This window comes from Citrobacter sp. RHB35-C17 (assembly GCF_013816795.1).
Classification (GTDB): Bacteria; Pseudomonadota; Gammaproteobacteria; order Enterobacterales; family Enterobacteriaceae; genus Citrobacter_A; species Citrobacter_A amalonaticus.
Genome location: NZ_CP057150.1, coordinates 3,866,265 through 3,891,660, shown reverse-complemented (window position 1 = coordinate 3,891,660; position 25,396 = coordinate 3,866,265). Strand labels below are relative to the sequence as shown.

The window sequence follows — 25,396 nt, the reverse complement described above, 5'->3', positions numbered from 1 at the left end:
ATCACTCCCTCTCCCGTTCAGGAGAGGGTATGGGCTATGCCAGCGCATCCATTCGCCGCCACATGTTGGCGGCGGCTTTTCGGGCCTGCGCATAAATGGAATCGGTATCGAAAGTGAACTGACGGTCTTCATACACCATCACGCCATTCACCATCACGCTGTGCACGCTGCCTGAACCGAGACCGAAAGCGATATGCCCGGCAACGTTTTCAGCGATCAGCGGCGTCGGCGACGAATAGTCGAGAAGGGTTAAATCGGCTTTATAACCGGCTTCCAGTTGGCCAAATTTTTCTCCGAAGTTGCGGTGCAACAGTTCGTTGCCGTTCGCCAGTGCTTTCGCAAAGCTGTCAGGCCACAGAGGACCGCCCGCGTCGCGATGTTTGAAGAAGGCAAATTTCATCTCTTCAAGCATGTCGGAGCCGATACCGTCCGTCCCCAGCGCCAGATTGCGAATATGGGTAAGGTGGTGGTTATAGCCCACATGGTTATTCATGTTGGAGCGGGCATTGTGTACCAGGAAGGCATCTTGCTGATTCAACAGCGCGATATCTTCAACTGACAGGTACAAGCCGTGTGCGACCAGCGTTTTACGGTCAATGAGCCCATATTCCGCCAACCTGACCAGCAGGTCTTTACCGTACAGATGATGACTGTGGGAGACATCGTAGCGGTCTTCCGCCGCATGGATGTGCAGCCCGCGCCCGGTCGCGTTGATGGCCTCGCGTAGCATCTCCAGACCGGCATCGGGCACGGTAAAGGGGGCATGCGCGCCAATGTGCGCTTCCACCAGGTACGGCTCGCTACCGCTCTCTCGCGCATGGTCTATCTGACGGGCGAAGCGAATATTCTCTTCGACGCCTGCCTGTAGCTCTTTGATACCTTCGTTACGGTCGGTGGTTTCAAAGCAGGTCATTGCCCGAAGACCGACTTTTAAAAAGGCTGAACGCAGCGTAGAGAGCGAGCCCTGGATGTAGCCCGGTGAAGCATGGTGATCGATAACCGCAGAGCATCCGCTCTTAATCGCCTCCAGCGAGCAAATTAGTCCGCTGTAGTAGAGCGACTCTTCGTCCAGCGCCCGATCCAGACGCCACCACAGGTTTTTCAACGTTGAGATAAAGTCCGGGCTGGGGGCGATATTGGCCTGGATCCCGCGCGATAAACCGGAGTAGAAGTGGTTATGCGCACAGACCAGGCCTGGCATCACGATTCGCCCATGCATCTCTTTCCATTGCGCTTGCGGATAGCGCTGCGTCAGGGCGTCACCCACCTCAACAATAACGTCTTTGTCGATTGCAATATCCACCCCTTCACGCACGCTGGCCGGATGAAGTTGTACGGCGGTGACATTTTTCAGAATCAACATGATTACCCCTCCACGCGGCCTAACAGGTAATGGTGATGCTGGTGGACATAGCTAATGACGCGGCACATGTCATCCAGTTCCGGCGGGATGCTGGCGAACTGCCCATCATGGCTGATGTTTAATACCCAGATTTGGTCATTCAGCCGGACCCTGACCCGATCGTCTTCCACCAGGAAACCCGGGTTACTGCTGTTGTCGAAATCCTGTGGCAGGCTAAAGAGCGTGACTTTGTCTTTATACGGCTTGCCCTGCCACGGACAGAATTGAGCGCAGTTACCGCATTCGTTGCAGTAAGCATCCAGATGTAGCGTCTGGAAGCGATTCTGGAATCCCGGCACGGGAATTGACACATTGGCGCGGTTCGGACAGACATCCACGCATTTGCTGCAGACATAGTTGCATTCAAGGCAGCGGGCCGCTTCCTGGGCGACAAAGGCGTCACGGTCATCTTTATCGACCTTCGCGACCGCGATCTCGCCTTTACGCTGATAGATTTCAGCGGGGCTAACGTTATTCCAGCGTTTATCGCCATGGTGGGAGCGGATATTTTCCCGCCAGAGGATGGTATCCGTGGCCCGACGCGCAGAGCCGATGGCGGCAACAATGGATGATGGACCACGCTGGACGTCGCCAATCATGAACACGTCGGTGAGGCGGGTTTCGCCGTTGTGATTCACCTCTGGCCAGCCTTTGCTGTCAAGCGGAACACCCATTGCATTCAGTGCTTCGGTATCCTGCTGTTCACCAATGGCGGTAATCAGACTATCGATGTACAGCGTCAGCGTTTCGTCGGTTTCAACCGGGCGGCGCCGTCCTTTCTCATCCGGCTCTCCGAGCGTCATGACGCGCAGGGTGAGTGTGCCATCCGCATCAAAACGTTCAGGGTTGTTGAGAAAACGGAACTCAACCCCATCGTGCAGGGCTTCTTCATACTCTTCACGCCAGGCGGGCATCTCCTGCAACGAACGGCGGTAGACCACGGTGACTTTCTCCACACCCGGCACGCGCAGTGCCGCACGGGCACAGTCCATCGCCGTGTTGCCCGCGCCGACGATCGCCACATGCTTACCGAGCGTCAACGCAGTTCCCTGATTGTATTCACGCAGGAAGGGAAGCGATTTCCAGATGTTGGGGTTATCGCCGTCGAGCTTCACGCCGCTGTTTTTATCCGTACCGGTTGCGATCAGAACGTAGTGGAACCCCTTTTCTTTCAGGCTCTGTACGGTCAGATCTGGCGCACAGCCATATTCGAACTTCACGCCGTGATCGGCGACAAAATCGATATCGTGCTGGATGAGTTCTGCCGGAATACGGAACTGAGGAATGATATTTTTCACCACGCCGCCCGCGTTGGCTTCGCGTTCAAATAGCGTCACCGGGTGTCCTGCCCGGGCAAGGAAGTAACCGGCCGCAAGCCCGGCCGGACCCGCACCGATGACTGCAACCGGATGACGTGAGCCTGAGCCTGCGGGTTTGTGCCAGCGCTGTTTGTATTCATCCCACCCCTTTTCCAGCGCCACTTTTTTCAGTTCACGGATGTTCAAAGCGCTGTCATAGTCCAGACGGGTACAGTTGTACTGACACTGATGATCGCAGATATGACCGGTGATTGCCGGGAGGGCGTTTCGCTGATAAATCAGTTCCAGCGCGTCGGCATAACGCTGCTCGCCCAGCAGGCGAATATACTCCGGAATGTCCTGTTTGATGGCGCAGGCCGTAATACACGGGGCGACGTAGCAGTCGGTCAGCGGCAAGCCGCCGGCCACGTCAATGCGCTCTTCAGGTTTCCAGTGTTTTTGGGTATAGGCCATCGTGACGGCCTCTTCCGCCAGTCGATTCAGTCGTTCGACATCGACATGTTCCATTCCCCACGCATCTGAAGACTCCAGCTCACGCATACAGGCGCTGAGTCGCAGGTAACCGCCTGGCTTTAACAGGTCGGTCGCCATGGTGATCGGACGAATGCCGGTGTCAAAGATATCGCGGATGGTCAACTGGCTGGCGCCGCCGGAATAGGAGATGGGCAATTGGCCGTCGAAGGCCCGGGAAAGCACTGCCGCCACGTTGATTGAGAGCGGGAACAGCGCCCGGCCAGACATATACATCTCTTCGCCGGGAAGCGCACCTTTGTTATTGACGGTGCCCAGGGTGTTGGTGAGTTTTACGCCAAAACCCAGCGACTTTTCTTTTGCCAGCGCCATCAGGCGCTGCAACATTTCCAGCGCCTGGGTGAGCTTCAGATCGTGCTCAAATGACTCTTCTTTTAAGCCGATATAACCGAAGCCACAGCTGTCCAGAATTTCACGTACGCGTGAATAGCCCAGCAGCGTCGGATTCAGCTTCACAAAGGTATTCAGCCCTTTTTCTTCCAGCATATAGCGGCAGATGGCTTCGATTTCGTGCGGTGGGCAGCCGTGCATCGTGGACAGCGTGACGCCCTGCACCAGTTTTGTGGGAATGCGTCCCGGCAGCGCCTGTAGACGTTCCCGATGTGCGTTCAACCCGTGGCGCGCGAGGAATGTTTCATCATGCAGCCATCGCTGTAGCGTGTCGCGGTACTGCACAAATTTAGGGTGCGCGGATGCGTCCATCATGTTGTCGATGAACGCCTGCATGGGCGGTTGCTTGATGCCGTCGAGGTTATACCCGACGCTCATATTAAAAATGAACGATTTACCGGTCTCGCTACCTGAAGGTTGCAGCAGTTGCTCCAGTAAATGCAGGGCGAACCAGGCTTTAAGATACTCATCCCATGCTTTCAGCAGGGTAAATTCCGTCGACCATTCGGTATTGAAGCACTCATCTTCCGCATCAATACAGGGTTTTTCCAGTTCGAGCCGATCGAGAATTTGCACTGTTTTGAGTTCAATAAACCGACCGCCAGTCAGCCAGGAGGTGATGATATTTTGTGCGAGCTGGGTGTGCGGGCCGGCGGCGGGGCCGACGGGGGTGGCACAGGTTTCACCAAATACGCTTATCGATTTGCCTTTTTCCGGTGAATAGAACTGCTGCTCAGGAATACCAAAGATCGAGCGCTGCTGCTGATATTCATCAAATAGGCGCGTCAAAAGTTCCTCAAACGGAATCGGACGCATTATATCCCCCATACCCCTCTCCTTAGCTTTACTCGGCTTTCTTCAGGTCGTGGCAAGACAACCGGAAGGTGCGCGTGTTCATAGATGTCATTGGTTGACCGGGACTGATAAAGCCGGCGGTTTGGAGAAATAGAGCAACATTCGCACCACTACTCACAAAGCAGAGCCATAAAAATATAATTTTGTGAGGCGCTTCTAATCTTAAGTCTGCTTTGTGAAATATCTCACAAACGCTAAATGAGAATGAAAATCAGCCGGGAGAGGTATGGCGATAAGGTATTTCATCATCGCATTCTGTTTTCTCAAAAATGGCGATCGCTTATCATTATGATAAGTGAAAAATGAATCGGGAAATATTTGAACGCAATCGTTTAACTCCGTATTTCCTATTTATCTGTGTCGATTCTGCGCATTGATAAAATCCTCTGGTGTATCAATATCCAGAGTGATTCGGGCATCGTTTATTTCAATAAGATTATGTTTTCCGCGCAGCAATGCCTGACGCATATTGCTGACATCCGGTTGTGAGATGGCCTGCAACAGGCATTTTTTGGAAAGTAATACAGGATGGCCGGGCTGGCCCTGATAGCAAGGGATAAGTGCGTTATCGTTACGTAACGCCCAGATTTTATGGAAAATATCGTTATTCAGTTCAGGCATGTCACCGTGCGTGATGAAGCAGTGCCCGCTGTTCACGGCGGCAGCGCCAACCTTAATTGACGTAAATAAACCCTGAGCATAATCCGGATTGTACGTAATAATAATATTAGGCTGATTCGCATAGCGATTATGTATCTCCGTGGCGCGGTAACCGGAAACTAATATCACCCGGTTACAAAATTGCAGCGCGTTTTTGATACTTGCATCAAGAATTGTTCCTGCGTGCCAGGGTAACATCATTTTCCATTTTCCCATTCTGGATGATAACCCAGCAGCAGTAATTATACAGTCGACGACAGGCATGGCGATTCCATAATGTCTATTAGATGTTATCTCACTTCAGAGAGGCTTATGAGTATACCGGGGCATGCTTCTTTATTCTTTGATTTAGGTGCACAGAAACGGCCAACGGTGATTTCAATTATCGGTGCGGGTGGGAAAACCAGTACACTTTTCTGGCTCGCTCATCTCTTTCAATTATCAGGTCGACGGGTATTCATCACCACGACGACGCATATGTTTCTGCCTGACCACTCCTGGCCGACCCTTTTCTGTCGGGAGCCCGCCGGGTTGCCGTATCACGTGTTAATGCAACCCATCATTACCTGCTTTCGGTCGTGGAAAGCCCCATTGGGAAAAGCACGTGGTTTCTCACCCGACGCCATCGATGCCTTAGCCAGACGATCGGAATGTGACGTGGTTCTCGTGGAGGCAGACGGCGCCCGCGGAATGCCGCTTAAAGCGCCAGATGAGCACGAACCTTGCATACCTGAAAGCAGTTGCTGCGTGATTGCCGTGATGGGTGGACACCTGCTGGGGAAACGCGTGGGGGCAGAGCAGGTGCATCGCTGGTCTCCGTTCGCCGGGATGACAGGCCTGACGGAGGGATCCCCCTTATCGCTGAAGGCGCTGGTTCGTCTGGTTCAGCATCCACAGGGGGCATTCAAAAATGCCCCGCCAGCCAGTCGACGCGTCTGGTTTCTCAATCGTTTTTCTCAATCTGAGAATGCCATTGATGAACGCGAGCTCATCCAACTGTTGTCAGACGGTGATGTGCAGGCTATCTGGCTCGGGAATGCACAGGAAACGCCTGCAATCACGCGCAGATTTGTGAGATAGCGACGCCGGGAACACCGGGTTCCTGAAAAGATATCCATTGAGGTCTGTATGAATATTTTCACAGAGGCTGCAAAACTTGAAGAGCAAAACCGCCCATTTGCGTTGGCGCAGATTGTCGATAGCCGGGGGTCCACGCCCCGCCATTCGGCACAGATGCTGGTACATCAGGATGGGTCTATCGTCGGGACTATCGGCGGAGGCATGGTGGAGCGCAAGGTGATCGACGAAGCGCTGCTGGCGTTACAGGAAAGAAAGCCGCGTATGTTTCATGGCCGGATGGCCCGCAACGGCGCCGATGCCGTTGGCTCGGACTGCGGCGGCGCGATGTCGGTTTTTATTAGCGTGCACGGCCTGCGCCCGCGACTGGTGTTAATCGGCGGCGGGCATGTCAACCGGGCGATTGCCCAGGGGGCAGCGCTGTTAGGGTTTGATATTGCCGTAGCGGATGTTTATCGCGAAAGCGTTAACCCGGACGCTTTTCCTCCCTCGGTACAGTTGTTACATGCCGATTCTTTTACCGCGGCAGTGGATGCGCTGGAGATCCGTCCGGACAACTTTGTGCTTATCGCGACGAACAATCAGGATCGGGAAGCGCTGGACAAATTGATCGAGCAACCCGTCGCGTGGCTGGGCTTGCTGGCAAGCCGTCGCAAAGTACAGTTGTTTATGCGTCAGTTGCGGGAGAAGGGCGTCGGTGAAGAGCACATTGCCCGCCTGCATGCGCCGGTGGGTTACAACATTGGTGCTGAAACGCCGCAGGAGATTGCGGTCAGCGTGCTGGCGGAGATCTTACAGGTTAAAAATAATGCGCCCGGTGGACTGATGATGCGCACCGCGCATCCGTCCGGCCATCAGCGGGTGGTGATTCGTGGCGCGGGAGATATCGCCAGCGGCGTGGCGCTGCGATTGTTCCATGCCGGTTTCAAAGTGATCATGCTGGAAGTGGAGAAACCGACCGTCATTCGCCGTAGCGTTGCGTTCGCGCAGGCCGTCTTTGATGGTGAAATGATCGTGGAAGGCGTGACGGCAAGACTGGCCACCTCGTCAGCAGAAGCGGCGGCGTTAGCTGAGCGTGGTTTTATTCCGATTCTGGTCGATCCTGCCGGTTCGCTGATTGACGCACTGAAACCCGTCTGCGTGGTGGATGCGATTCTGGCAAAACAAAATCTGGGTACGCGAAAAGATATGGCTCCCGTGACCATTGCGTTGGGACCTGGATTTTCTGCGGGTGAAGACTGCCATGCGGTGATTGAAACAAATCGTGGACACTGGCTGGGGCAGGTGATTTACGCCGGTTGTGCACAGGAAAATACCGGGATACCCGGCAATATCATGGGGCATACCGCACGACGGGTGATTCGTGCACCCGCCGCAGGCATCATGCGCGCCAGAGTGAAATTAGGCGATCTGGTAGAAGAGGGCGAGGTGATTGCCTGGATTGGCGAAAACGAAATCAAGGCGCCGCTGTCGGGGATGGTGCGCGGCCTGTTAAGTGACGGGCTGGCGGTGGTGGGCGGTTTTAAAATCGGCGATATCGACCCGCGCGGCGAGACGGCGGATTTTACCAGCGTCTCTGATAAAGCGAGAGCGATAGGCGGCGGAGTGCTGGAAGCGCTCATGATGCTGATGCATCAGGGGGTGAAGTCAACGAATGAGGTGCTTGAAGTGGCGTAATGCGAATGACCAGATGGCGCTATGTTTATCCGGCCCGGGAGGCGCCAGGCCGGGTACGCAAAGCGCCCCGGCGAATAAAACGCATCAGATTACTGGCAGATAACCGTTCCGGTTTTTCCCTCAATCCCTTCTTTCGCTTTACTGAGCACCGTGATCAGGGCTTCCCGACCGGGACGGGAGCGGGCGAACGACGCTGCGGCCTCCACTTTCGGCAACATAGAACCTTTAGCGAAATGCCCTTCGCTGATAAAGCGTTCCGCATCGCTCAACGACAGGCGATCCAGCCATTGCTCATTTTCTTTACCGAAGTTAATAGCCACTTTTTCGACCGCCGTCAGGATGATGAGCATATCCGCGTCGATCATCTCTGCCAGGCGGGCACTGGCCCAGTCCTTATCGATCACCGCGCTGGCCCCCCGCAGATGGTTGCCTTCGCGAATCACCGGAATACCGCCTCCGCCCACGGTAATAACCACCTGTCCGGCCTCAACCAGCGCCTTAACGGTTTCTTTCTCAATGATGTCCACCGGCTTAGGCGAGGCCACGACACGACGATAACCACGTCCGGCATCTTCTCTAAGCGTATAACCTTGTTTTTCCAGCTGTTCCGCTTCCTGCTGTGTGAAGAATGAACCGATGGGTTTGGTGGGGTTCAGAAACGCAGGATCGTGGGCGTCGACTTCTACCTGCGTCACCAGTGTGGCGACAGGTTTGTGCATCCCGCGTGAGAGCAATTCTTCGCGCAGCGCGTTTTGCAGATCGTAACCGATATAGCCCTGGCTCAATGCCACGCAGACGGACATCGGTAGCATTGGCGAGTGCGCCTCTGTTTTTGCCGCGGCTTCGAATGCCTGGTTGATCATACCCACCTGCGGCCCGTTACCATGAGTCACGATAACCTCATGACCCTGCGCAATGAGATCCACAATGGCCTGCGCGGTGATTTTGACGGCCTGCATCTGTCCGGCCAGATCCTCACCCAACGCGTTACCACCCAGCGCGAGAACAATTTTCTTCCTCATTTTTCCTCACTTATCATACACAGTTATCTGTTTCACCCACGCCGGGCGGGGTAAACGGCTTACGTCGTAAGAAGCGGCCCCGGCCTGCTTTCCCTGTAAAGACGCCATCGCAGAAGATCGTTTCACCACGCGACAGCGTTCTGACAATCGCACCCTGACAGCGGAACCCCTCCCAGGGCGAATAATCAGCGTTATCGTGCAGGTGAGCATGATGGATCGCCTGGCTCTGGCGGGGATCGATAATCACCACATCGCCATCAGCGCCAGGTGCCAGTTGCCCCTTCTGCGGCCATACGCCGAACAGCCTGGCAGGCGTCGCGCTGGTTAACGCGACAAAGCGTTCAGGGGTAATTCGCCCGCTCATCACACCTTCAGAAAAGAGCAGTTGCAGGCGGTTTTCCACGCCGGGCAAACCATTCGGGCAGCGGCTGAAATCGCCGCCTGAGATCTGCTGGCGCTGCGCCATTGAGAAGGTGCAGTGGTCAGTCGCCACCACGTCAATGGCGCCGTCACTGATGCCGCACCAGAGCTTGTCCTGCTCGCGTACATTGCGTAACGGCGGGCTGAGAATGAAGTTCAGACCGTCTTCCCCGTCATAACGGCGTTCATCCAGTAGCAGATATTGCGGACAGGTCTCTATCCACACGGGCTGATGATTCGCTTTCGCCAGGCGTAAATAGTCCAGTCCCAGGCCATTGGACAGGTGGACGATATACAACGGTGCGTTTCCCGCTAACTGCGCAAGGTTAATCATCCGGGCGATGGCTTCGGCTTCACATTCCAGCGGTCTGCTCAGGGCGTGATAGCGTGGCGACGTTAAGCCAGCGGCAATGAATTCGGCCCGTTTACTGGCGATGGCGGCGTCGTTTTCCGGGTGGACGGTGGTCAGCGCGCCGGACTTGTGCAAACGGCGCAGCACCTGCAAGGCTTCATCATCGTTGAGTTTGTACTGGTAGGTCAGATAGAGCTTGAAGCTGCTGATGCCTTCTTCCACCATCATCGGGATCTCGTCGAGGATGGCATGATTGACGTGCTGAATGACGCCATGGAAACTGTAGTCGATCGCCGCTTTATGCGCGGCGTACCCCTGGTAGACTTCCAGTTGATGGCGCAAGCGACAGCCTGACGGGCCAAATCCCATATGGTCAATAATGGTTGTTGTACCGCCACACGCCGCGGCGCGGGTGCCGGTAAAAAAATCATCACAGCTACGGGCGAGGCCGGTGTCGATATTGAAATGCGTATGTACATCCACGCCGCCGGGAAAAACGTAACATCCCGCAGCATCAATCACTTCACACGAAGGGGGCGGCGTAATCTCCGCATCCCGTTGACGAACGATACCGTTCTCAATCAGCAGGTCCTGTTTAGCCTGTCCGTCGGCGTTAACGACAATGCCATTTTTAATCAATACGCGCATAGCACACTCCAGAAATCCCCCGGTAAACCGGGGGAGACAGATGGATCGTTATTTCGTTGCCAGCCAGGACAGTGGAATGGCAGCGTACATCGCGGCGCAGGTCACCAGATGTGATTTCCAGGTTTTTTCATTTGGCGCGTGGGCTTCGGGTTCTTTACCCGGACCAAAACCGATCACCGGAATACCGTGACGTCCCATAATCGATACGCCGTTGGTGGAGAACGTCCACTTGTCGACCACCGGTGCTTTGCCGAACAGACCTTCATAGGCATTGACCAGCGCTTTGACGGTGAAGTGATCTTCTTCCACTTTCCAGGTTGGGAAGTAGCATTCGGTCGGGTAAACCAGCCCGGTCCAGGAAGGGCGGTCATAGTTGTACATCGAGACCACCGCATTGGCTTTTTTTACAGCCGGCAGGGCGCGAATCTCTTCCAGCGCGCCTTCCCAGGTTTCACCCCAGGTCAGACGACGGTCGATGGAGACGGCGCAACTGTCCGCCACTGCACAGCGGCTTGGCGAGGTGAAGAAGATTTCGGAAACGGTTAAGGTCCCTTTACCGAGGAATTCGTCATAAGCCAGATGTTGTGACAATTCCTGTAACTCGTTGAGGATTGGTCCCATTTTAAAAATGGCGTTATCGCCGCGTTCCGGGGCGGAACCGTGACAACTGACTCCCTGCACATCAATACGTATTTCCATGCGCCCGCGCTGTCCACGATAAACCTGGCAATCAGTCGGTTCGGTACTGACAACAAACTCCGGACGGATACCGGATTGCTCAATGATGTACTGCCAGCACAGACCATCGCAGTCCTCTTCCTGTACCGTGCCGGTGACCAGCAGCGTGTACTCATCTTCCAGACCGAGATCTTTAATGATCTTCCCGGCGTAAACCATGGACGCCATGCCGCCTTCCTGGTCAGACGTGCCGCGTCCACCGATCAGTTCATCGGTCTCCATCCCTTCATAGGGATCAAAATTCCAGTTGTTGATGTTGCCGATACCGACCGTGTCGATATGCGCGTCCATTGCGACCAGGCGCGGGCCATGGCCGATGTATCCCAGAATGTTGCCCATCGGGTCGATCTCGACTTTATCGAAACCGACTTTCTCCATTTCTTGTTTGATGCGATGGATAACCCGTTTTTCATCGCAGCTTTCGCTGGGAATGGCGACCATGTCGCGCAGGAAACGCGTCATGTCTTCTTTGTAGTCGTTTGCTTTTTCAAGAATCAGTTTAAAAGGAATGTGCTTAGCCATGACTTTTCTCCAGTGTTCGCTCCCGAATCTCCTGGGGAGCGTTTTCCAATAGGGGGTTACAGTGCGACCGGATGTTTGCCTTCCCAGACCACTTCCCGGTAGTGCTTCACATCGGTATCGCCTTCGGTACTGATGACCAGCACAACGGCATCTTTATCTAACGCCAGTTTGTCCATCAGGGCCTGGCGCTGTGGGTGATGATGGACGGCAGCCAGAACGCCCAACCCTACGGCGCCGGACTCGCCGGAGATCACCCGTGGGTCGCTGCCAAAAGGATTACCCAGCACGCGCATGCCCAGCGCGGCGACGCTGTCCTGGCAGGAGATAAATTGGGTGGCGCAGTTGCGCAGAATTTCCCAGCCGAGCGGGTTAGGTTCACCACAGGCCAGACCGGCCATGATGGTTGCCATATCTCCCCCAACGTTGACGATGTCGCCTTTCACGCCGGAACGATAAATGCAGTCCGCTTTGTCCGGTTCGACGATAATGCTGTGCAGGTTTTGCGGGCCATAGACGTCGACCAGATAGCCCAGCACGCCGCCCGCCATGGCGCCAACGCCAGCCTGTAACAGCACGTGGGTCGGTGTGACGTCCAGGGCGCGCATTTGCTCAACGGCCTCATCGGCCAGCGTGGCGTAGCCCTGCATAATCCAGGTGGGGATTTTGGTGTAACCTTCCCAGGCGGTGTCCTGCACCACTTCCCAGCCGTTTTGTTGGGCGTGCTGCATGGTCAGACGAACGGTATCGTCATAGTTCATGTCGGTGACAATGCACTCCGCGCCGAGGTTGAGAATGGCGTCCACGCGTTCTTGCGCTGAGCCTTTCGGCATGTAAATCACCGCATGTTGTCCGAGCTGTTGTGCCGCCCAGGCAATACCGCGACCGTGGTTACCGTCGGTGGTAGTGGCAAACGTCATTTTTTCGCCGATGGCGTTTTTGAGCTGTTCGAAAGAGAGCGTCTCAATATCAAGATGATATTTCTCACACAACAGGCAGGCGATGGCAAAAGCCCCGCCGAGCATCTTGAACGCGTTCAGTCCAAAGCGTTTTGACTCATCTTTGACGAGGATTTTCTTCACGCCAAATAGTCGGGCGAGGTCATCCAGCGCACAGAGCGGCGTTGGATGGTAGCCCGCGATCTTTTGATGGAACTGGCGAGCCACTTTGGCCTGTTTTTGCGAAAAAAGGGGCGATGTTTCACCGTTGTAAAAGCGGTTATCGGCAATATCGATCTTCAGTGAGAAAACGGACATATCCTATCCTTTTGGCCTCCGGAAAGGAGAGCCGACCGGCAGGTCGGCTCAGGGGGTTATTTCACGCGCGGTTGCGCTTCTTTCAACAACTGCTCCAGCAGTACGCCAGGCTTCGGATATTTGCGGGAGAGGATCATCGCGGCGATGATGTAGGGCTTCCAACTGGCTTCTTTGTACGTTGCGATGCGGTATTTTTCGAATACGGCGTCGGTGACTTCCCCTTCTTTGCAGGAGACGCCGCTGATATCCGCGGGCAGGCAGTGCATATACAGCGCTTCGCCGTCGCGGGTGAGTTGCATCATTTCTTCAGTGCAGTGCCAGTTTTTATGCTTTGCGTTTTGCTCAAGACACTGTCTTTCCAGCTCTTTCAGGGCCGCGTGATCGTTAGCGCGCAGAAGTTCGGTACGTTCTTCCATTACTTTGTAAGGCGCCCATGATTTCGGATAGACGATGTCGGCATCTTTGAAGGCTTCTTCCATGCTGGTGACCTGGCGGAAGCTGCCGCCGGACGCGTTCGCATTGTTTTTCGCCACTTCAATCACGTCCGGGATCAGGTCATATCCTTCCGGATGCGCCAGGGTGACGTCCATACCGAAGCGGGTCATCAGACCGATAATGCCTTGTGGCACAGAGAGGGGTTTGCCGTAGCTGGGTGAGTAGGCCCAGGTCATGGCGATTTTTTTACCCTTAAGGTTTTCCAGCGAACCAAAATGTTCACGTAGCCAGGCCAAATCCGCCATCGCCTGTGTTGGATGGTCGATATCGCATTGCAGGTTAACTAACGCCGGACGCTGCGGCAGCACGCCCTGTTTGTAGCCGTCATCCAGCGCGGCGCCGACTTCACGCATATAGGCGTTGCCCGCACCAAGATACATGTCGTCGCGAATACCAATGGCGTCGGCGCAGAAGGAGATCATATTGGCCGTTTCGCGGACGGTTTCGCCGTGCGCGATTTGTGATTTTCCTTCGTCCAGATCCTGCTGAGCCAGGCCGAGCAGGTTAAGGGCGGACGCGTAAGAAAAGCGGGTACGGGTGGAGTTATCGCGGAAAACGGAAATCCCTAATCCACTATTGAAGACTTTGGTCGCGATGTTTTCGGCACGCAGCATCTTCAGCGCAGCAGCGACGTCCAGGACTTGTTTCAGTTCATCCGGCGTCTGTTCCCACGTAAGCAAAAAATCCTTCTCGTGAAGGTGTGAGGTCAGCGAATTGATATCCTTTATCAGCTCATTAACAGTTTTCATTGTAAGGTCCTGGTAGTGGAATGACGGCAAGGTGGCTTATTCGCGGTAATGACAAGCGGCATCACCGATATACCAAAGACAAACAATAAGCGTGCCAAAATGAATCCGACGGCGGATAAATAGGAAATCATCAGGCAATATGTGGCACTGATCACAGAATAAAGCTATCTGTAATTCGTCATGAATATACGAAAACGTTTGGCTTAATAAATAACGCAATGTGTCAATGAACTGACTGACAGAATAATACCCGGATGAAGAGTAAATACCGTCAGTTTGATAAACTCACTGCGCTGATTCTCATATTGATATAGAAATGTGATTTCTCTTGCATATTTTCATTATAAAATGATAAAGAGCCTGTGTTTTTATCAAAGCAAATTTTGTCTGAGTTAGTATCCTTATATTCTACGAACCATCAATGTCTTCAATGATCAATCATTTAAGTGATTCCGGAAGGTAAGACTATGGTGCTTGCAACAACGCAGTCCATTTTGATGCAGATTCAACCTACCATTCAGCGTTTCGCCAGAATGCTTGCCAGCGTTTTGCAACTCGAAGTTGAGATCGTCGATGATAACCTCTGCCGCGTCGCGGGAACCGGCGCTTACGGGAAATACCTCGGACGCCCGTTGAGCGGTAACTCCAGACTGTTGCGCTATGTGCTGGAAAGTAAAAAAGAAAAGGTTGTGACGCATTCCCGCTTTGACCCGCTCTGTGAAGGCTGCGATAGCAAAGATAACTGTCGCGAGAAGGCTTTTCTGGGAACCCCCGTCATTCTGCAGGACCGCTGTGTAGGAGTGATCAGTTTGATTGCCGTAACGCATGAACAGCAGGAACATATCAATGACAACCTGCGCGAGTTTTCAGACTATGTTCGCCATATATCCACTATTTTTGTTTCAAAACTTCTTGAAGATCAGAGTGGGAGTGACAACATCAGTAAAATATTTTCGACAATGATCGAGAATATGGATCAAGGTGTATTGGTCATTGATGAAGACAACCGCGTACAGTTCGCGAATCAAACCGCGTTAAAAATTCTTGGTGCGGTGCAGAATAATATGGTGGGAAAGTCGGTCAGGTTTCGGCCATTAACGTTTGAAAGTAATTTCACGCACGGGCATATGCAGCATATCGTCTCCTGGGATGATAAAAGTGAACTGATCATTGGTCAGTTGCATCATGTGCAGGGACGGCAGTTATTCCTGATGGCCTTCCATCAGTCGCATACCAGTTCCTCTGTATCGATTGCCACCGATGAACCGCATATTGAACAACTGGTGGGTGAATGCCGGGTTATGCGCCAGCTTAAGCGGCTGATCGGCCGTATTGCCCCCAGTCCGTCCAGCGTCATGATTGTGGGGGAGAGCGGCACCGGAAAAGAGGTGGTCGCGCGCGCCATTCACAAACTCAGCGATCGACGCAATAAACCGTTTATCGCCATCAACTGTGCGGCGATACCGGAACAGTTGCTGGAAAGTGAACTGTTTGGCTATGTTAAAGGCGCATTCACCGGCGCCTCCGCCAATGGGAAAACGGGCCTGATTCAGGCGGCAAACAGTGGAACGCTATTTCTCGATGAAATTGGCGATATGCCCTTGATGCTACAGGCTAAACTGCTCAGGGCGATTGAAGCGAGGGAAGTGTTGCCGCTTGGCGCGAGCAGTCCGGTTCAGGTCGACATCCGCATTATTTCAGCTACCAATCAGAACCTCGGGCAGTTTATCGCCGAAGGCAAATTCCGCGAAGATCTGTTCTATCGACTGAACGTCATCCCACTGACTCTGCCCCCGCTACGTGAACGACAGGACGATATTGAGCTACTGGTGCACTATTTCCTGCATCTGCATACTCGCCGTTTAGGGCTGGTCTATCCGGGGATTGCACCGGATGTAGTGACCCTGCTCAGACACCATCAGTGGCCAGGAAATCTGCGTGAATTAAGCAACCTGATGGAATATCTGGTCAACGTGGTCCCTTCAGGCGAGGTGATCGACAGTACGCTTTTACCGCCAAATCTGATCAACAACGGTAAAGCGCCGGAATCCGTTGGAGCGGTCGCTCATGCGGCGCAGTTGCTGTCTGAGGATACCGGCGGAACCGCGCTGGAAGAGATGGAAAAGCAGATGATTCGCGAAGCGCTATCTCGCCACTCCAACAAAAAACAGGTGGCGGATGAGTTAGGCATTGGGATTGCCACGCTTTATCGCAAAATTAAAAAGTACGAGCTGCTGAACGCATAACTCAACGCACAACCGCGTTCAGGTTGCATCAGGGGGCGAGTATGTGAACGCTACTGACCCGGAGGCAGCCTGAAGGATGCGGTGTTAATTATTCAGGCTCAGTGCAGCGCTGGACGGTATCGACAATCATCTGATAGCCAGTACAACGGCACAAATTCCCCGCCAGACCACGACGGATCTCCAGAATGGTTAATGGTTTTTCCCGCGGTTTTGCCAGCAATGCGGTGGTCGCCATAATCAGACCCGGCGTGCAAAAACCACACTGCACGGCACCGGATGTCGCATAAGCCATCTGAACACGCGAGAGCTGACTGCCAGCCGATTCACCTTCCAGGGTACGGATCTGTTTTCCGGCTGCCCACGCGGCAAGGTACAGGCAACTGTCGATGGCCGTACCGTCAACCAGCACCGTACAGGCTCCGCATTCACCGACACAGCATCCCTGTTTGACGCTCAACAACCCTTGTTCGCGCAGGAGTTCAGAGAGCGGCATCCCCGGCATGATGCTGAGCTGAAAAGGGTGATCATTAATGACGCATTCCAGCGTGATTCGGTTAGTGTCATTCATTGCAGCTTTCCTCCCGCCGCGACAACGGCTTCAGTAACCACTTTCCGGGTCATCGTCTGGATGAGATGCAGACGAAATTCCTTACTTGCCCGCCAGGAAGATCGCGGGGCGACGTCCTGCAGAACGGATTCAGCGATCGCGTCCAGCGTCTGGTGGGTCAATGGCGCATTTTGCGCCGCGCTCTCCGCATGCTGACAGCGAACTGGCGTCGGAGCCGCAACGCCGAATGCCAGACGAAGTTCTTTAAAACCGCCGTTATCCAGTTGGCATCGTGCCGCACAACCAATGGTCGAGATGTCCATCGCATCGCGCATGGCATATTTAAAATGCGCGCTGCCAGTATGCGCCCTCGGCTGCGGTGGAAAATGAAAGGCGACAAGGATTTCATCTTGCTCGAGAGCAACTTTTCCGGGGCCGGTGTGAAAACCGTTGATGCTGGTAAAACGCACCCCTTTTGGCGAGGCGATCTCAAGCGTGGCGTCATAAATCAGCGTTGGCGTCGCCGAGTCTGCGCTGGTTGCGCCATTACAGATATTCCCGCCGTAGGTCGCGACATTACGGATTTGCGGTCCGGCGATGGAGGTAGCTGCCGCACACAGGGCTGGCAGATGTCGTTGCGCGACGGGATGCTCGATAATCTCGCTAAAGGTGGTGGCGGAACCGATACGCAGCCTTTCTTCCTTCGACAGGGTAATGCCTCGTAATTCTGGCAGATCATGGATATCGACGATATGACGGTAACGCGCATTGTGATGATGAAGTTGGATCAGTACGTCGGTTCCGCCGGCGAGCAGTTTCGCCTGCGGATAGCGCGCCAGCAGGCTGACAGCCTCGGCAATGTCTGAAGCGCGATGATAAGAAGCAAAGTCAAACATGATCATATCCTCAAATCAAGCCAGCCTGGTGGAACTCCGCATATAACCGTTTTGGCGTCAGTGGCAACGTATCAATTGCAACGCCTGTGGCCATTTTCACTGCGTTACGAATGGCGGCAGCAACAGGAATAATGGGCGGCTCGCCGAGGGATTTATGTCCATACGCCGACTGCGGCTCCTGCGTTTCAACGAATGCGCTCTCCAGTTGCGGCAGGTCAGGCATGGTCGGCATTTTGTAATCAAGGAGATTCGGGTTACGCACCAGACCACTTTCCCCATCGATGATCATCTCTTCAAACAGCGACCAGCCAATGCCCATTCCCATCCCGCCATGCACCTGACCTTCCGCCAGTTGAGGGTTCAGAATATGGCCGGAATCGTGGACATTGAGGATGCGGTTGATGGTGACCTTGCACAGGGCGATATCGACGCTCAGATCGACAAACGTGCAGCCAAACGCCGGTGGGTTAGTGGTGGTTTTCACCGAGCATTCCGCAGACAACTGACCGCCGCGCTCCGGATGATAAAACGCATCCATCGCCAGCTCTTTTAAGGACACCAACGGTGAGTCCGGGCGATCGATAAGGACGATGTGGCCTGCCGTCAGCGTCAGGCTCATGACGGACTGATGCAGCATGTCGGCAGCGTGAAGAAGGATCTTATCGCGCAGTTGAAGTGCTGCCTTGCGCAGTGCCGGTGCAGTGACATAGCTTTGGCGAGAGGCGAAGGCGCCAGGGTCGAAGGGGGTAATGTCGGTATCCTGGGTGGAAATAACGTGCACATCGCTGACCGGTACGCCGAGAGTTTCCGCCACCATCTGTGAGAAAATGGTATCCGCCCCCTGACCGATTTCCGTCGCTCCGCTCTGCACGTTGATCGTTCCGTCCTGATTCATCAGCAGACGGGCACCGGCGATCTCCACGCCGACCGGCCAGGTGTTGGAGGTATAACTAAAACAGGCGACGCCGACGCCCCGGCGGATGTTGCCTTGCTGGTGCAGACATTCAGCGCGACGGGCGTCCCACTCAAACAGCGCGCGGCCTTTTTGCAGACATTCCGGGAGCCCCGCGCTGTAGATCCGTTTGCCAGTAATCGGGTTCGTGTCGCCTTCGCAGGCCGCATTGCGCAACCGAACCTCGACCGGATCGAGACCCAGCGCCGTCGCGGCGTCATCCAGCATCGATTCTACGGCAAAGATCACCTGCGGCGCGCCGTAGCCGCGCATCGCGCCAGCGGAAGGTAGATTGGTATAGCAGGTGGTGGAACGGTAAGCGTATGCGCTACGGGGATAGAGGTAGGCCACTTTGTTGCCGCCCGCCGAGGCGATGGAATGCCCGTGTGAGGCGTAAGCGCCAGTATTTGACAGAACATCCAGACGATAGCCTTGCAACGTGCCGTCGCGATTGAGCCCTATCTGTCCATCCATCGTGAACGCATGGCGGGTACGGGAAGCGAGAAAACATTCTTCACGGCTGAGAGAGACTTTCACTGGAATACCGCCCAGTTTGCGCGTCAGGAAAGCGGCCATGGGTTCTTCCAGCACATCCTGCTTGTTTCCAAATCCGCCGCCGACGTAAGGTTTGATAACCCGCACGCATGACCACGGAATGCCCAATGCCTGGCCCACGACCCGACGTACGATGTGTGGGATCTGCGTGCTGGAGACGATGGAGATTCGCGAGTCATCTTCCATCCAGGCCAATGAAGTGACGCTTTCCATATGGCAATGTTGAATCACCGGCGTCTGGTAATGTCCCTGGAGTTGGTAATCAGCGGCATCAATGGTCTGCTGGACATTCCCGGTGGTCATTTCACTGCGATTGAGCAAATTACCGCCTGGGTGAATAGGGACAGCATCATCCGCCAGAGCTGCTTCTGGCGTGGTGATCACCGGGAGTTTTTCCCATTCCACATTCACCAGTAAGGCCGCTTTCTCTGCGGTTAACGCGTCCCTTGCCACAACAATCGCGACCGCATCGCCATGATGGCGTACGTGGCGGGTCAACAGAAAACGGTCGGCGGTGTCACGTTTGTTCTCATCCAGCGTCCAGGCGTGCCCTGCCGTGGCGAAGGGAATATCCGGTACATCTTCCCAGGTAAACACGGCCAGTACACCGGGCAGGCTTTTCGCCTCGTCACAGTTGATGCTGGTGGCGTAACCGTGGGCAATCGGACTGCGAACGTATTTGGCATAACACATGCCCGCCATCATGTAATCATCAGTATATCGAGCCCGCCCGGTCACTTTAGCGATGGCATCCACGCGCATGCATGACTCTCCGGTAGCGGTTGCTTCCCGCGCATCCATAAACGTCCCCTTGATTTAACAATTCGGTTCCTGAACAACCGTTAAATCAGGCAAGAATTACGCCAGAAGCGCAAAGTTGCGCCGTGAGAAAAGGGAAGTGTGACGGAGATAATAATATGGTCTGTCGGGAGAGGGATCCGACCTTTGACGATGAGCACTTTGCGTATCATTATGAGTTTAATCAACTCATTGTGATACACGGTAAGTGGCGGTGATAGCGTTTATCAGGCGGTCAATGAGGGGACTTACCGATTCAATAAATTTGGCATCCGGATTATGGCTGTTATCATATGGCGTCTGTGAATATTGCGAGGAACGGTTTTGAGCGCAGGACGCCTGAAGAAAAATAGCCTGGGTATTGCCATGCTGCTTTGTGCGGGATTGCTTGTCGTGGGCTGCTCGGGGAGCAAATCGTCTGATTCTGGCGCCGTTTATACCGTCAAACGGGGAGATACCCTTTACCGTATTTCACGCACGACAGGCACCAGCGTCAAAGACCTTGCGCGTCTGAACGGCATTTCGCCGCCGTACACCATTGAAGTTGGGCAAAAGCTGAAGCTCGGTGGTTCGAAAACGGCCTCATCGAAATCCACTAAAAAGTCGTCTACCAAAACAGCCTCCGCGAGACCGTCTTCTTCCGTGCCGCAATCGTCCTGGCCACCGGTAGGGCAACGTTGTTGGCAGTGGCCTGCCAGCGGTAAGGTGATCCTGCCTTATTCCACTGCGGATGGAGGGAATAAGGGGATCGACATTTCCGCTGCCCGCGGTACGCCGGTTTATGCCGCCGGGGCAGGGAAGGTGGTCTACGTGGGCAACCAACTGCGGGGCTACGGTAATCTCATTATGATCAAACACAGTGAAGATTACATTACCGCCTACGCTCACAACGACACGATGCTGGTGAATAACGGGCAAAGTGTGAAGGCGGGACAGAAAATCGCCACGATGGGCAGTACTGATGCGGCCTCGGTGCGGTTGCACTTCCAGATTCGCTACCGTGCGACGGCCATCGACCCGCTGCGTTACCTGCCGCCGCAGGGCAGCAAACCGAAATGCTGACGGTGAATTAATCGCCAGTCAGCTGGTCTGTCCCTTGCCAACAAGAGCGTAAGGTTTATAATGCCTTACGCACTCCAAAGCGGGCGTAGTTCAATGGTAGAACGAGAGCTTCCCAAGCTCTATACGAGGGTTCGATTCCCTTCGCCCGCTCCATGACACTTCATACTTAAAACTCTCCAGTTTACTGAATCCAAAGGGAAATAGCTTAAAGCCTCTTTGCTGAGTTCCTTACTGTAACCGACGGTATAACCCTCACAGGGTCAGTGAGAAGTCTTGCTTTATTCATATATGGAAATTCAAATATAATTTGACACTGTACGGTTACAGCGAGATATTGCGAAACAATAGCCGGGGGGACTTATGCCACAATTATCATCTCTACAACTCTTCAAAAACCTCTCCGATGAAACCCGCTTGGGCATTGTGTTGCTGCTCAGGGAGATGGGAGAGCTGTGCGTGTGCGATCTCTGTACGGCACTGGAACAGTCTCAGCCTAAGATTTCCCGCCATCTGGCGATGCTTCGGGAAAGTGGTCTATTGCTGGATCGTAAGCAGGGGAAATGGGTTCATTATCGCTTATCCCCGCATATTCCTTCCTGGGCCGCTCGGGTGATTGAGCAGGCCTGGTTAAGCCAACAGGACGACGTACAGGCCATCGCCCGTAAGCTGGCATCGGCAAACTGCTCGGGTAGCGGTAAGGCTGTTTGTATCTAAAAAATTTGCCTGTACATATATGTTTTTACGGATGTGAGGTGTTAAAGATGAAAACGTTAACCGTGTTTGATCCTGCGATGTGCTGCAGTACCGGCGTTTGTGGTTCAGATGTTGATCAAGTTCTGGTTGATTTCTCTGCGGATGTGCAGTGGCTGAAAGGACGTGGCGTACAGGTTGAACGTTACAACCTGGCGCAGCAGCCCATGAGCTTTGTTCAGAACGAGAAAGCGAAAGCATTCCTCGAAGCATCTGGAGCAGAAGGGCTTCCGCTGCTGCTGTTGGACGGCGAAACGGTGATGGCAGGGCGATACCCAAAACGCGCTGAGCTGGCTCGCTGGTTCGGCATTCCGCTGGAGAAGGTTGGGTTAGCGCCCACCAGCTGCTGTGGTGGTAATACTTCCTGTTGCTGAGTATGTCAGGAGGACATATGAAATTCTTACAGAACATCCCGCCTTACCTGTTTTTTACCGGTAAGGGAGGTGTAGGAAAAACGTCCATTTCCTGCGCGACGGCTATCCGCCTTGCCGAACAGGGGAAGCGGGTTTTGCTGGTCAGTACCGATCCGGCTTCCAATGTCGGCCAGGTATTCGATCAGGCTATCGGTAATACCATTCGCCCAGTGACAGCAGTTCCTGGACTTTCCGCTCTGGAGATCGACCCGCAGGAAGCCGCCCAACAATACCGCGCCAGAATCGTTGATCCTATCAAAGGTCTTCTGCCTGATGACGTTGTTAACAGTATCAGCGAGCAGCTTTCAGGAGCCTGTACCACTGAGATTGCGGCGTTTGATGAGTTCACCGGCTTATTGACAGACGCTTCCCTGCTGACCCGCTTCGATCACATTATTTTTGATACAGCGCCGACGGGCCACACGATTCGCCTTCTCCAGCTTCCCGGTGCCTGGAGTAGCTTCATTGAAAGTAATCCAGATGGTGCTTCCTGTCTTGGCCCAATGGCCGGTCTGGAAAAGCAGCGTGAGCAGTATGCTCATGCAGTAGAGGCGTTATCCGATCCTGAACGTACCCGCCTGGTTCTGGTTGCACGACTGCAAAAATCTACGCTGCAGGAAGTCGCCCGCACCCATGAAGAACTGGCTGCAATTGGCCTGAAAAACCAGTATCTGGTGATTAATGGTGTGCTGCCTAAAGCCGAAACTGAATATGACGCCCTGGCCGCTGCGATATGGCAACGTGAGCAGGAGGCACTGGCAAATCTTCCTGCCGGTTTATCTGAGCTACCGACAGATACCCTATTACTACAGCCAGTCAATATGGTTGGTGTTTCAGCATTGAAGGGACTGCTGGATACCCGTTCTGAGGCATTACCGCTCCCGGTAACGAACGTCCTGTACACGCCTGAAAACTTATCGCTCTCTGGCCTGGTCGATGATATCGCTCGCAGTGAACACGGCCTGATTATGCTGATGGGCAAAGGTGGCGTAGGGAAAACCACGATGGCTGCTGCCATCGCCGTCAGGCTGGCAGACATGGGATTTGACGTGCATCTCACGACCTCTGATCCTGCTGCGCACCTGAGTACAACGCTGAACGGCAGCCTCAAAAACCTGCAGGTCAGCCGCATCAACCCTCACGATGAAACCGAACGCTATCGCCAGCATGTTCTTGAGACGAAGGGAAGAGATCTGGACGAAGCAGGGAAACGGCTACTGGAAGAGGATTTACGCTCTCCCTGTACTGAAGAAATTGCCGTGTTTCAGGCCTTCTCCCGCGTGATTCGTGAAGCGGGTAAGCGCTTTGTTGTTATGGATACCGCCCCTACGGGACACACGCTTTTACTGCTGGATGCGACCGGGGCTTATCATCGTGAGATTGCTAAGAAGATGGGGGATAAAGGTTATTTTACTACCCCAATGATGCAGCTTCAGGACCCGGATAGAACCAAAGTTCTGCTGGTTACGCTTCCTGAAACCACACCGGTGCTGGAAGCGGCAAACCTGCAGTCTGACCTTGAAAGAGCGGGGATTCATCCGTGGGGCTGGATTATCAATAACAGCCTTTCCATTGCGGATACGCGTTCTCCGTTGCTTTGCCAGCGCGCCCGGCAGGAACTGCCTCAGATTGAGGCTGTTAAGAATCAGCATGCTGACCGTATAGCGCTCGTTCCGGTATTGGCGTCAGAGCCCGCCGGTATTGAAAAGCTCAGAGAGTTGATGAGTTAATTTTTTTGTATTTACAGGGCGGCAAAGTCGCCCTGTCAGGAGGATGTATGTTACTGGCAGGCGTTATTTTTGTCCTGACCATTGTTTTGGTTATCTGGCAGCCTAAGGGTTTAGGGATCGGCTGGAGCGCGACGCTGGGCGCAGGACTGGCTTTGATTTCTGGCGTTGTGCATGTAAGCGATATTCCGGTGGTGTGGAATATCGTCTGGAACGCGACGGCAACATTTATTGCCGTAATTATTATCAGCCTGCTGCTCGATGAATCTGGTTTTTTCGAATGGGCGGCACTGCATGTTTCACGTTGGGGTAATGGTCATGGCCGTTTGCTCTTTACGTATATCGTTCTGCTCGGTGCGGCGGTGGCGGCACTGTTTGCCAACGATGGTGCGGCATTGATTCTGACGCCGATAGTCATCGCCATGCTGCTGGCATTAGGGTTCAGCAAAGGCACCACGCTGGCATTCGTCATGGCTGCCGGGTTTATTGCCGATACTGCCAGCCTGCCGCTTATCGTGTCGAACCTGGTGAATATCGTCTCGGCGGACTTCTTTGGTCTGGGATTCACTGAATATGCATCGGTGATGGTGCCGGTGGATATTGCCGCTATTATCGCCACGCTGGTGATGCTGCATCTGTTCTTCCGCAAAGATATTCCACCGACTTACGATCGGGCTCTCCTTAAGGCACCGACAAAGGCGATTAAAGATCTGGCAACCTTCAGAACTGGCTGGATAGTGTTGATTCTTCTTCTGGTTGGCTTTTTCGTCCTTGAGCCGTTGGGTATCCCGGTCAGCGCGATTGCTGCTGCAGGCGCTGTCATTCTGTTTACTGTGGCGAAACGAGGCCATGCCATTAACACCGGCAAAGTGCTGCGCGGTGCGCCATGGCAGATCGTCATCTTCTCACTGGGGATGTACCTGGTGGTCTACGGTCTGCGCAACGCCGGACTAACCGAATACCTTTCAGGTGTGCTGAACGTACTGGCGGATAAAGGACTCTGGGTCGCGACGCTGGGGACTGGCTTCCTGACAGCAATCCTGTCTTCCATTATGAACAACATGCCTACGGTGCTGGTTGGCGCGCTCTCTATCGAGGGAAGCACTGCCACCGGCGTTATTAAAGAGGCGATGATCTACGCTAACGTGATTGGCTGCGATCTGGGGCCGAAAATTACACCTATTGGTAGCCTTGCAACGCTGCTCTGGCTGCATGTACTTTCACAGAAGAATATGACCATCACGTGGGGATACTATTTCCGCACAGGGATTATTATGACTCTGCCTGTGCTGTTTGTAACGCTGGCGGCGCTGGCGCTACGTCTCTCTTTCACTTTGTAA

General features: G+C 54.1%; 19 protein-coding genes and 1 tRNA gene. 9 read left to right on the top strand and 11 right to left on the bottom strand.

From position 1 onward, the window contains the following. Nucleotides 1-34: 34 nt before the first annotated feature. The 3 genes from ssnA to mocA form a co-directional block, all read right to left on the bottom strand. Nucleotides 35-1,363, bottom strand: coding sequence for a putative aminohydrolase SsnA (gene ssnA, locus HVZ37_RS18545; RefSeq protein ID WP_181627863.1), 1,329 nt, complete (start codon nt 1,361-1,363; stop codon nt 35-37). Between the two features lie 2 nt (nt 1,364-1,365). Beyond that, nucleotides 1,366-4,470: a putative selenate reductase subunit YgfK gene (ygfK, locus tag HVZ37_RS18540; RefSeq protein ID WP_181627862.1), complete on the bottom strand. Its 3,105-nt coding sequence runs from the start codon at nt 4,468-4,470 to the stop codon at nt 1,366-1,368. A 378-nt stretch (nt 4,471-4,848) separates the two neighbouring features. Then, the gene (mocA, locus tag HVZ37_RS18535; protein ID WP_044264394.1) at nt 4,849-5,421 is read right to left on the bottom strand and encodes a molybdenum cofactor cytidylyltransferase; all 573 of its coding nucleotides are present in this window, start codon (nt 5,419-5,421) and stop codon (nt 4,849-4,851) included. Nucleotides 5,422-5,469: 48 nt separating this feature from the next. On the opposite strand from mocA, the gene yqeC reads away from it, so the two are divergent. Beyond that, entirely contained in the window at nt 5,470-6,237 is a 768-nt protein-coding gene (yqeC, locus tag HVZ37_RS18530) for a selenium cofactor biosynthesis protein YqeC (RefSeq protein ID WP_044264392.1), read from the top strand. Between the two features lie 48 nt (nt 6,238-6,285). Further along, nucleotides 6,286-7,911, top strand: a complete 1,626-nt coding sequence (gene yqeB / locus HVZ37_RS18525) for a selenium-dependent molybdenum cofactor biosynthesis protein YqeB (protein ID WP_181627861.1) — start codon at nt 6,286-6,288, stop codon at nt 7,909-7,911. 89 nt (nt 7,912-8,000) lie between these two features. Here the strand turns inward: yqeB and arcC are convergent, their stop codons facing one another. From arcC to ygeW, 5 genes are read right to left on the bottom strand one after another with little or no spacing between them, the layout of a single operon-like run. Then, nucleotides 8,001-8,933, bottom strand: coding sequence for a carbamate kinase (gene arcC / locus HVZ37_RS18520; protein WP_042999383.1), 933 nt, complete (start codon nt 8,931-8,933; stop codon nt 8,001-8,003). Nucleotides 8,934-8,946: 13 nt separating this feature from the next. After that, nucleotides 8,947-10,353: a dihydropyrimidinase gene (hydA, locus tag HVZ37_RS18515; RefSeq protein WP_181627860.1), complete on the bottom strand. Its 1,407-nt coding sequence runs from the start codon at nt 10,351-10,353 to the stop codon at nt 8,947-8,949. Nucleotides 10,354-10,401: 48 nt separating this feature from the next. After that, nucleotides 10,402-11,613 (bottom strand): YgeY family selenium metabolism-linked hydrolase, encoded by a 1,212-nt coding sequence (locus HVZ37_RS18510; protein WP_042999385.1) that lies wholly within the window; start codon nt 11,611-11,613, stop codon nt 10,402-10,404. Nucleotides 11,614-11,669: 56 nt separating this feature from the next. Further along, nucleotides 11,670-12,866 (bottom strand): diaminopropionate ammonia-lyase, encoded by a 1,197-nt coding sequence (gene dpaL / locus HVZ37_RS18505; RefSeq protein WP_054176750.1) that lies wholly within the window; start codon nt 12,864-12,866, stop codon nt 11,670-11,672. Nucleotides 12,867-12,922: 56 nt separating this feature from the next. Continuing rightward, nucleotides 12,923-14,110, bottom strand: coding sequence for a knotted carbamoyltransferase YgeW (gene ygeW / locus HVZ37_RS18500; protein ID WP_042999387.1), 1,188 nt, complete (start codon nt 14,108-14,110; stop codon nt 12,923-12,925). Nucleotides 14,111-14,577: 467 nt separating this feature from the next. On the opposite strand from ygeW, the gene HVZ37_RS18495 reads away from it, so the two are divergent. After that, complete coding sequence (locus HVZ37_RS18495; RefSeq protein ID WP_042999388.1) at nt 14,578-16,356, top strand: sigma-54-dependent Fis family transcriptional regulator; 1,779 nt, start codon at nt 14,578-14,580, stop codon at nt 16,354-16,356. A gap of 88 nt (nt 16,357-16,444) precedes the next feature. Here HVZ37_RS18495 and xdhC read toward each other — a convergent pair whose 3' ends face one another. From xdhC to xdhA, 3 genes are read right to left on the bottom strand one after another with little or no spacing between them, the layout of a single operon-like run. Further along, complete coding sequence (gene xdhC, locus HVZ37_RS18490; protein ID WP_042999389.1) at nt 16,445-16,924, bottom strand: xanthine dehydrogenase iron sulfur-binding subunit XdhC; 480 nt, start codon at nt 16,922-16,924, stop codon at nt 16,445-16,447. Further along, nucleotides 16,921-17,799 (bottom strand): xanthine dehydrogenase FAD-binding subunit XdhB, encoded by an 879-nt coding sequence (xdhB, locus tag HVZ37_RS18485; protein WP_181627859.1) that lies wholly within the window; start codon nt 17,797-17,799, stop codon nt 16,921-16,923. Before xdhB ends, xdhC begins: the two co-directional genes overlap by 4 nt. Before the next feature lie 10 nt (nt 17,800-17,809). After that, nucleotides 17,810-20,107, bottom strand: a complete 2,298-nt coding sequence (gene xdhA, locus HVZ37_RS18480; RefSeq protein WP_181627858.1) for a xanthine dehydrogenase molybdenum-binding subunit XdhA — start codon at nt 20,105-20,107, stop codon at nt 17,810-17,812. Between the two features lie 321 nt (nt 20,108-20,428). Here xdhA and actS point away from each other — a divergent pair, with 321 nt between their 5' ends. The 6 genes from actS (at nt 20,429) to arsB (ending at nt 25,396) form a co-directional block, all read left to right on the top strand. Beyond that, a complete protein-coding gene (gene actS, locus HVZ37_RS18475) occupies nt 20,429-21,166 on the top strand; it encodes an amidase activator ActS (protein ID WP_042999392.1) in 738 nt (245 codons plus the stop codon). 79 nt (nt 21,167-21,245) lie between these two features. Continuing rightward, nucleotides 21,246-21,319, top strand: a tRNA-Gly gene (locus HVZ37_RS18470). A 207-nt stretch (nt 21,320-21,526) separates the two neighbouring features. Beyond that, nucleotides 21,527-21,880: an As(III)-sensing metalloregulatory transcriptional repressor ArsR gene (gene arsR, locus HVZ37_RS18465; protein ID WP_181627857.1), complete on the top strand. Its 354-nt coding sequence runs from the start codon at nt 21,527-21,529 to the stop codon at nt 21,878-21,880. 47 nt (nt 21,881-21,927) lie between these two features. After that, nucleotides 21,928-22,290, top strand: a complete 363-nt coding sequence (arsD, locus tag HVZ37_RS18460) for an arsenite efflux transporter metallochaperone ArsD (protein WP_000855179.1) — start codon at nt 21,928-21,930, stop codon at nt 22,288-22,290. A gap of 17 nt (nt 22,291-22,307) precedes the next feature. Further along, nucleotides 22,308-24,059 carry an arsenite efflux transporter ATPase subunit ArsA gene (arsA, locus tag HVZ37_RS18455; RefSeq protein WP_181627856.1) on the top strand — a complete coding sequence of 584 codons (1,752 nt, stop codon included), beginning with the start codon at nt 22,308-22,310 and terminating at the stop codon, nt 24,057-24,059. A 47-nt stretch (nt 24,060-24,106) separates the two neighbouring features. Then, on the top strand, nt 24,107-25,396 hold the full coding sequence (gene arsB / locus HVZ37_RS18450) for an arsenite efflux transporter membrane subunit ArsB (RefSeq protein ID WP_181627855.1): 1,290 nt from the start codon (nt 24,107-24,109) through the stop codon (nt 25,394-25,396).

Excerpts from the sequence above, each read along its gene's own strand:
- arcC (WP_042999383.1), bottom strand. The coding sequence starts at position 8,933 with ATGAGGAAGAAAATTGTTCTCGCGCTGGGTGGTAACGCGTTGGGTGAG.
- arsR (WP_181627857.1), top strand. The coding sequence starts at position 21,527 with ATGCCACAATTATCATCTCTACAACTCTTCAAAAACCTCTCCGATGAA.
- hydA (WP_181627860.1), bottom strand. The coding sequence starts at position 10,353 with ATGCGCGTATTGATTAAAAATGGCATTGTCGTTAACGCCGACGGACAG.
- ygeW (WP_042999387.1), bottom strand. The coding sequence starts at position 14,110 with ATGAAAACTGTTAATGAGCTGATAAAGGATATCAATTCGCTGACCTCA.
- ygfK (WP_181627862.1), bottom strand. The coding sequence starts at position 4,470 with ATGGGGGATATAATGCGTCCGATTCCGTTTGAGGAACTTTTGACGCGC.
- yqeB (WP_181627861.1), top strand. The coding sequence starts at position 6,286 with ATGAATATTTTCACAGAGGCTGCAAAACTTGAAGAGCAAAACCGCCCA.
- ssnA (WP_181627863.1), bottom strand. The coding sequence starts at position 1,363 with ATGTTGATTCTGAAAAATGTCACCGCCGTACAACTTCATCCGGCCAGC.
- arsA (WP_181627856.1), top strand. The coding sequence starts at position 22,308 with ATGAAATTCTTACAGAACATCCCGCCTTACCTGTTTTTTACCGGTAAG.
- xdhC (WP_042999389.1), bottom strand. The coding sequence starts at position 16,924 with ATGAATGACACTAACCGAATCACGCTGGAATGCGTCATTAATGATCAC.
- xdhA (WP_181627858.1), bottom strand. The coding sequence starts at position 20,107 with ATGGATGCGCGGGAAGCAACCGCTACCGGAGAGTCATGCATGCGCGTG.
- HVZ37_RS18510 (WP_042999385.1), bottom strand. The coding sequence starts at position 11,613 with ATGGCTAAGCACATTCCTTTTAAACTGATTCTTGAAAAAGCAAACGAC.
- yqeC (WP_044264392.1), top strand. The coding sequence starts at position 5,470 with ATGAGTATACCGGGGCATGCTTCTTTATTCTTTGATTTAGGTGCACAG.
- dpaL (WP_054176750.1), bottom strand. The coding sequence starts at position 12,866 with ATGTCCGTTTTCTCACTGAAGATCGATATTGCCGATAACCGCTTTTAC.
- arsB (WP_181627855.1), top strand. The coding sequence starts at position 24,107 with ATGTTACTGGCAGGCGTTATTTTTGTCCTGACCATTGTTTTGGTTATC.
- arsD (WP_000855179.1), top strand. The coding sequence starts at position 21,928 with ATGAAAACGTTAACCGTGTTTGATCCTGCGATGTGCTGCAGTACCGGC.
- xdhB (WP_181627859.1), bottom strand. The coding sequence starts at position 17,799 with ATGTTTGACTTTGCTTCTTATCATCGCGCTTCAGACATTGCCGAGGCT.
- mocA (WP_044264394.1), bottom strand. The coding sequence starts at position 5,421 with ATGCCTGTCGTCGACTGTATAATTACTGCTGCTGGGTTATCATCCAGA.
- HVZ37_RS18495 (WP_042999388.1), top strand. The coding sequence starts at position 14,578 with ATGGTGCTTGCAACAACGCAGTCCATTTTGATGCAGATTCAACCTACC.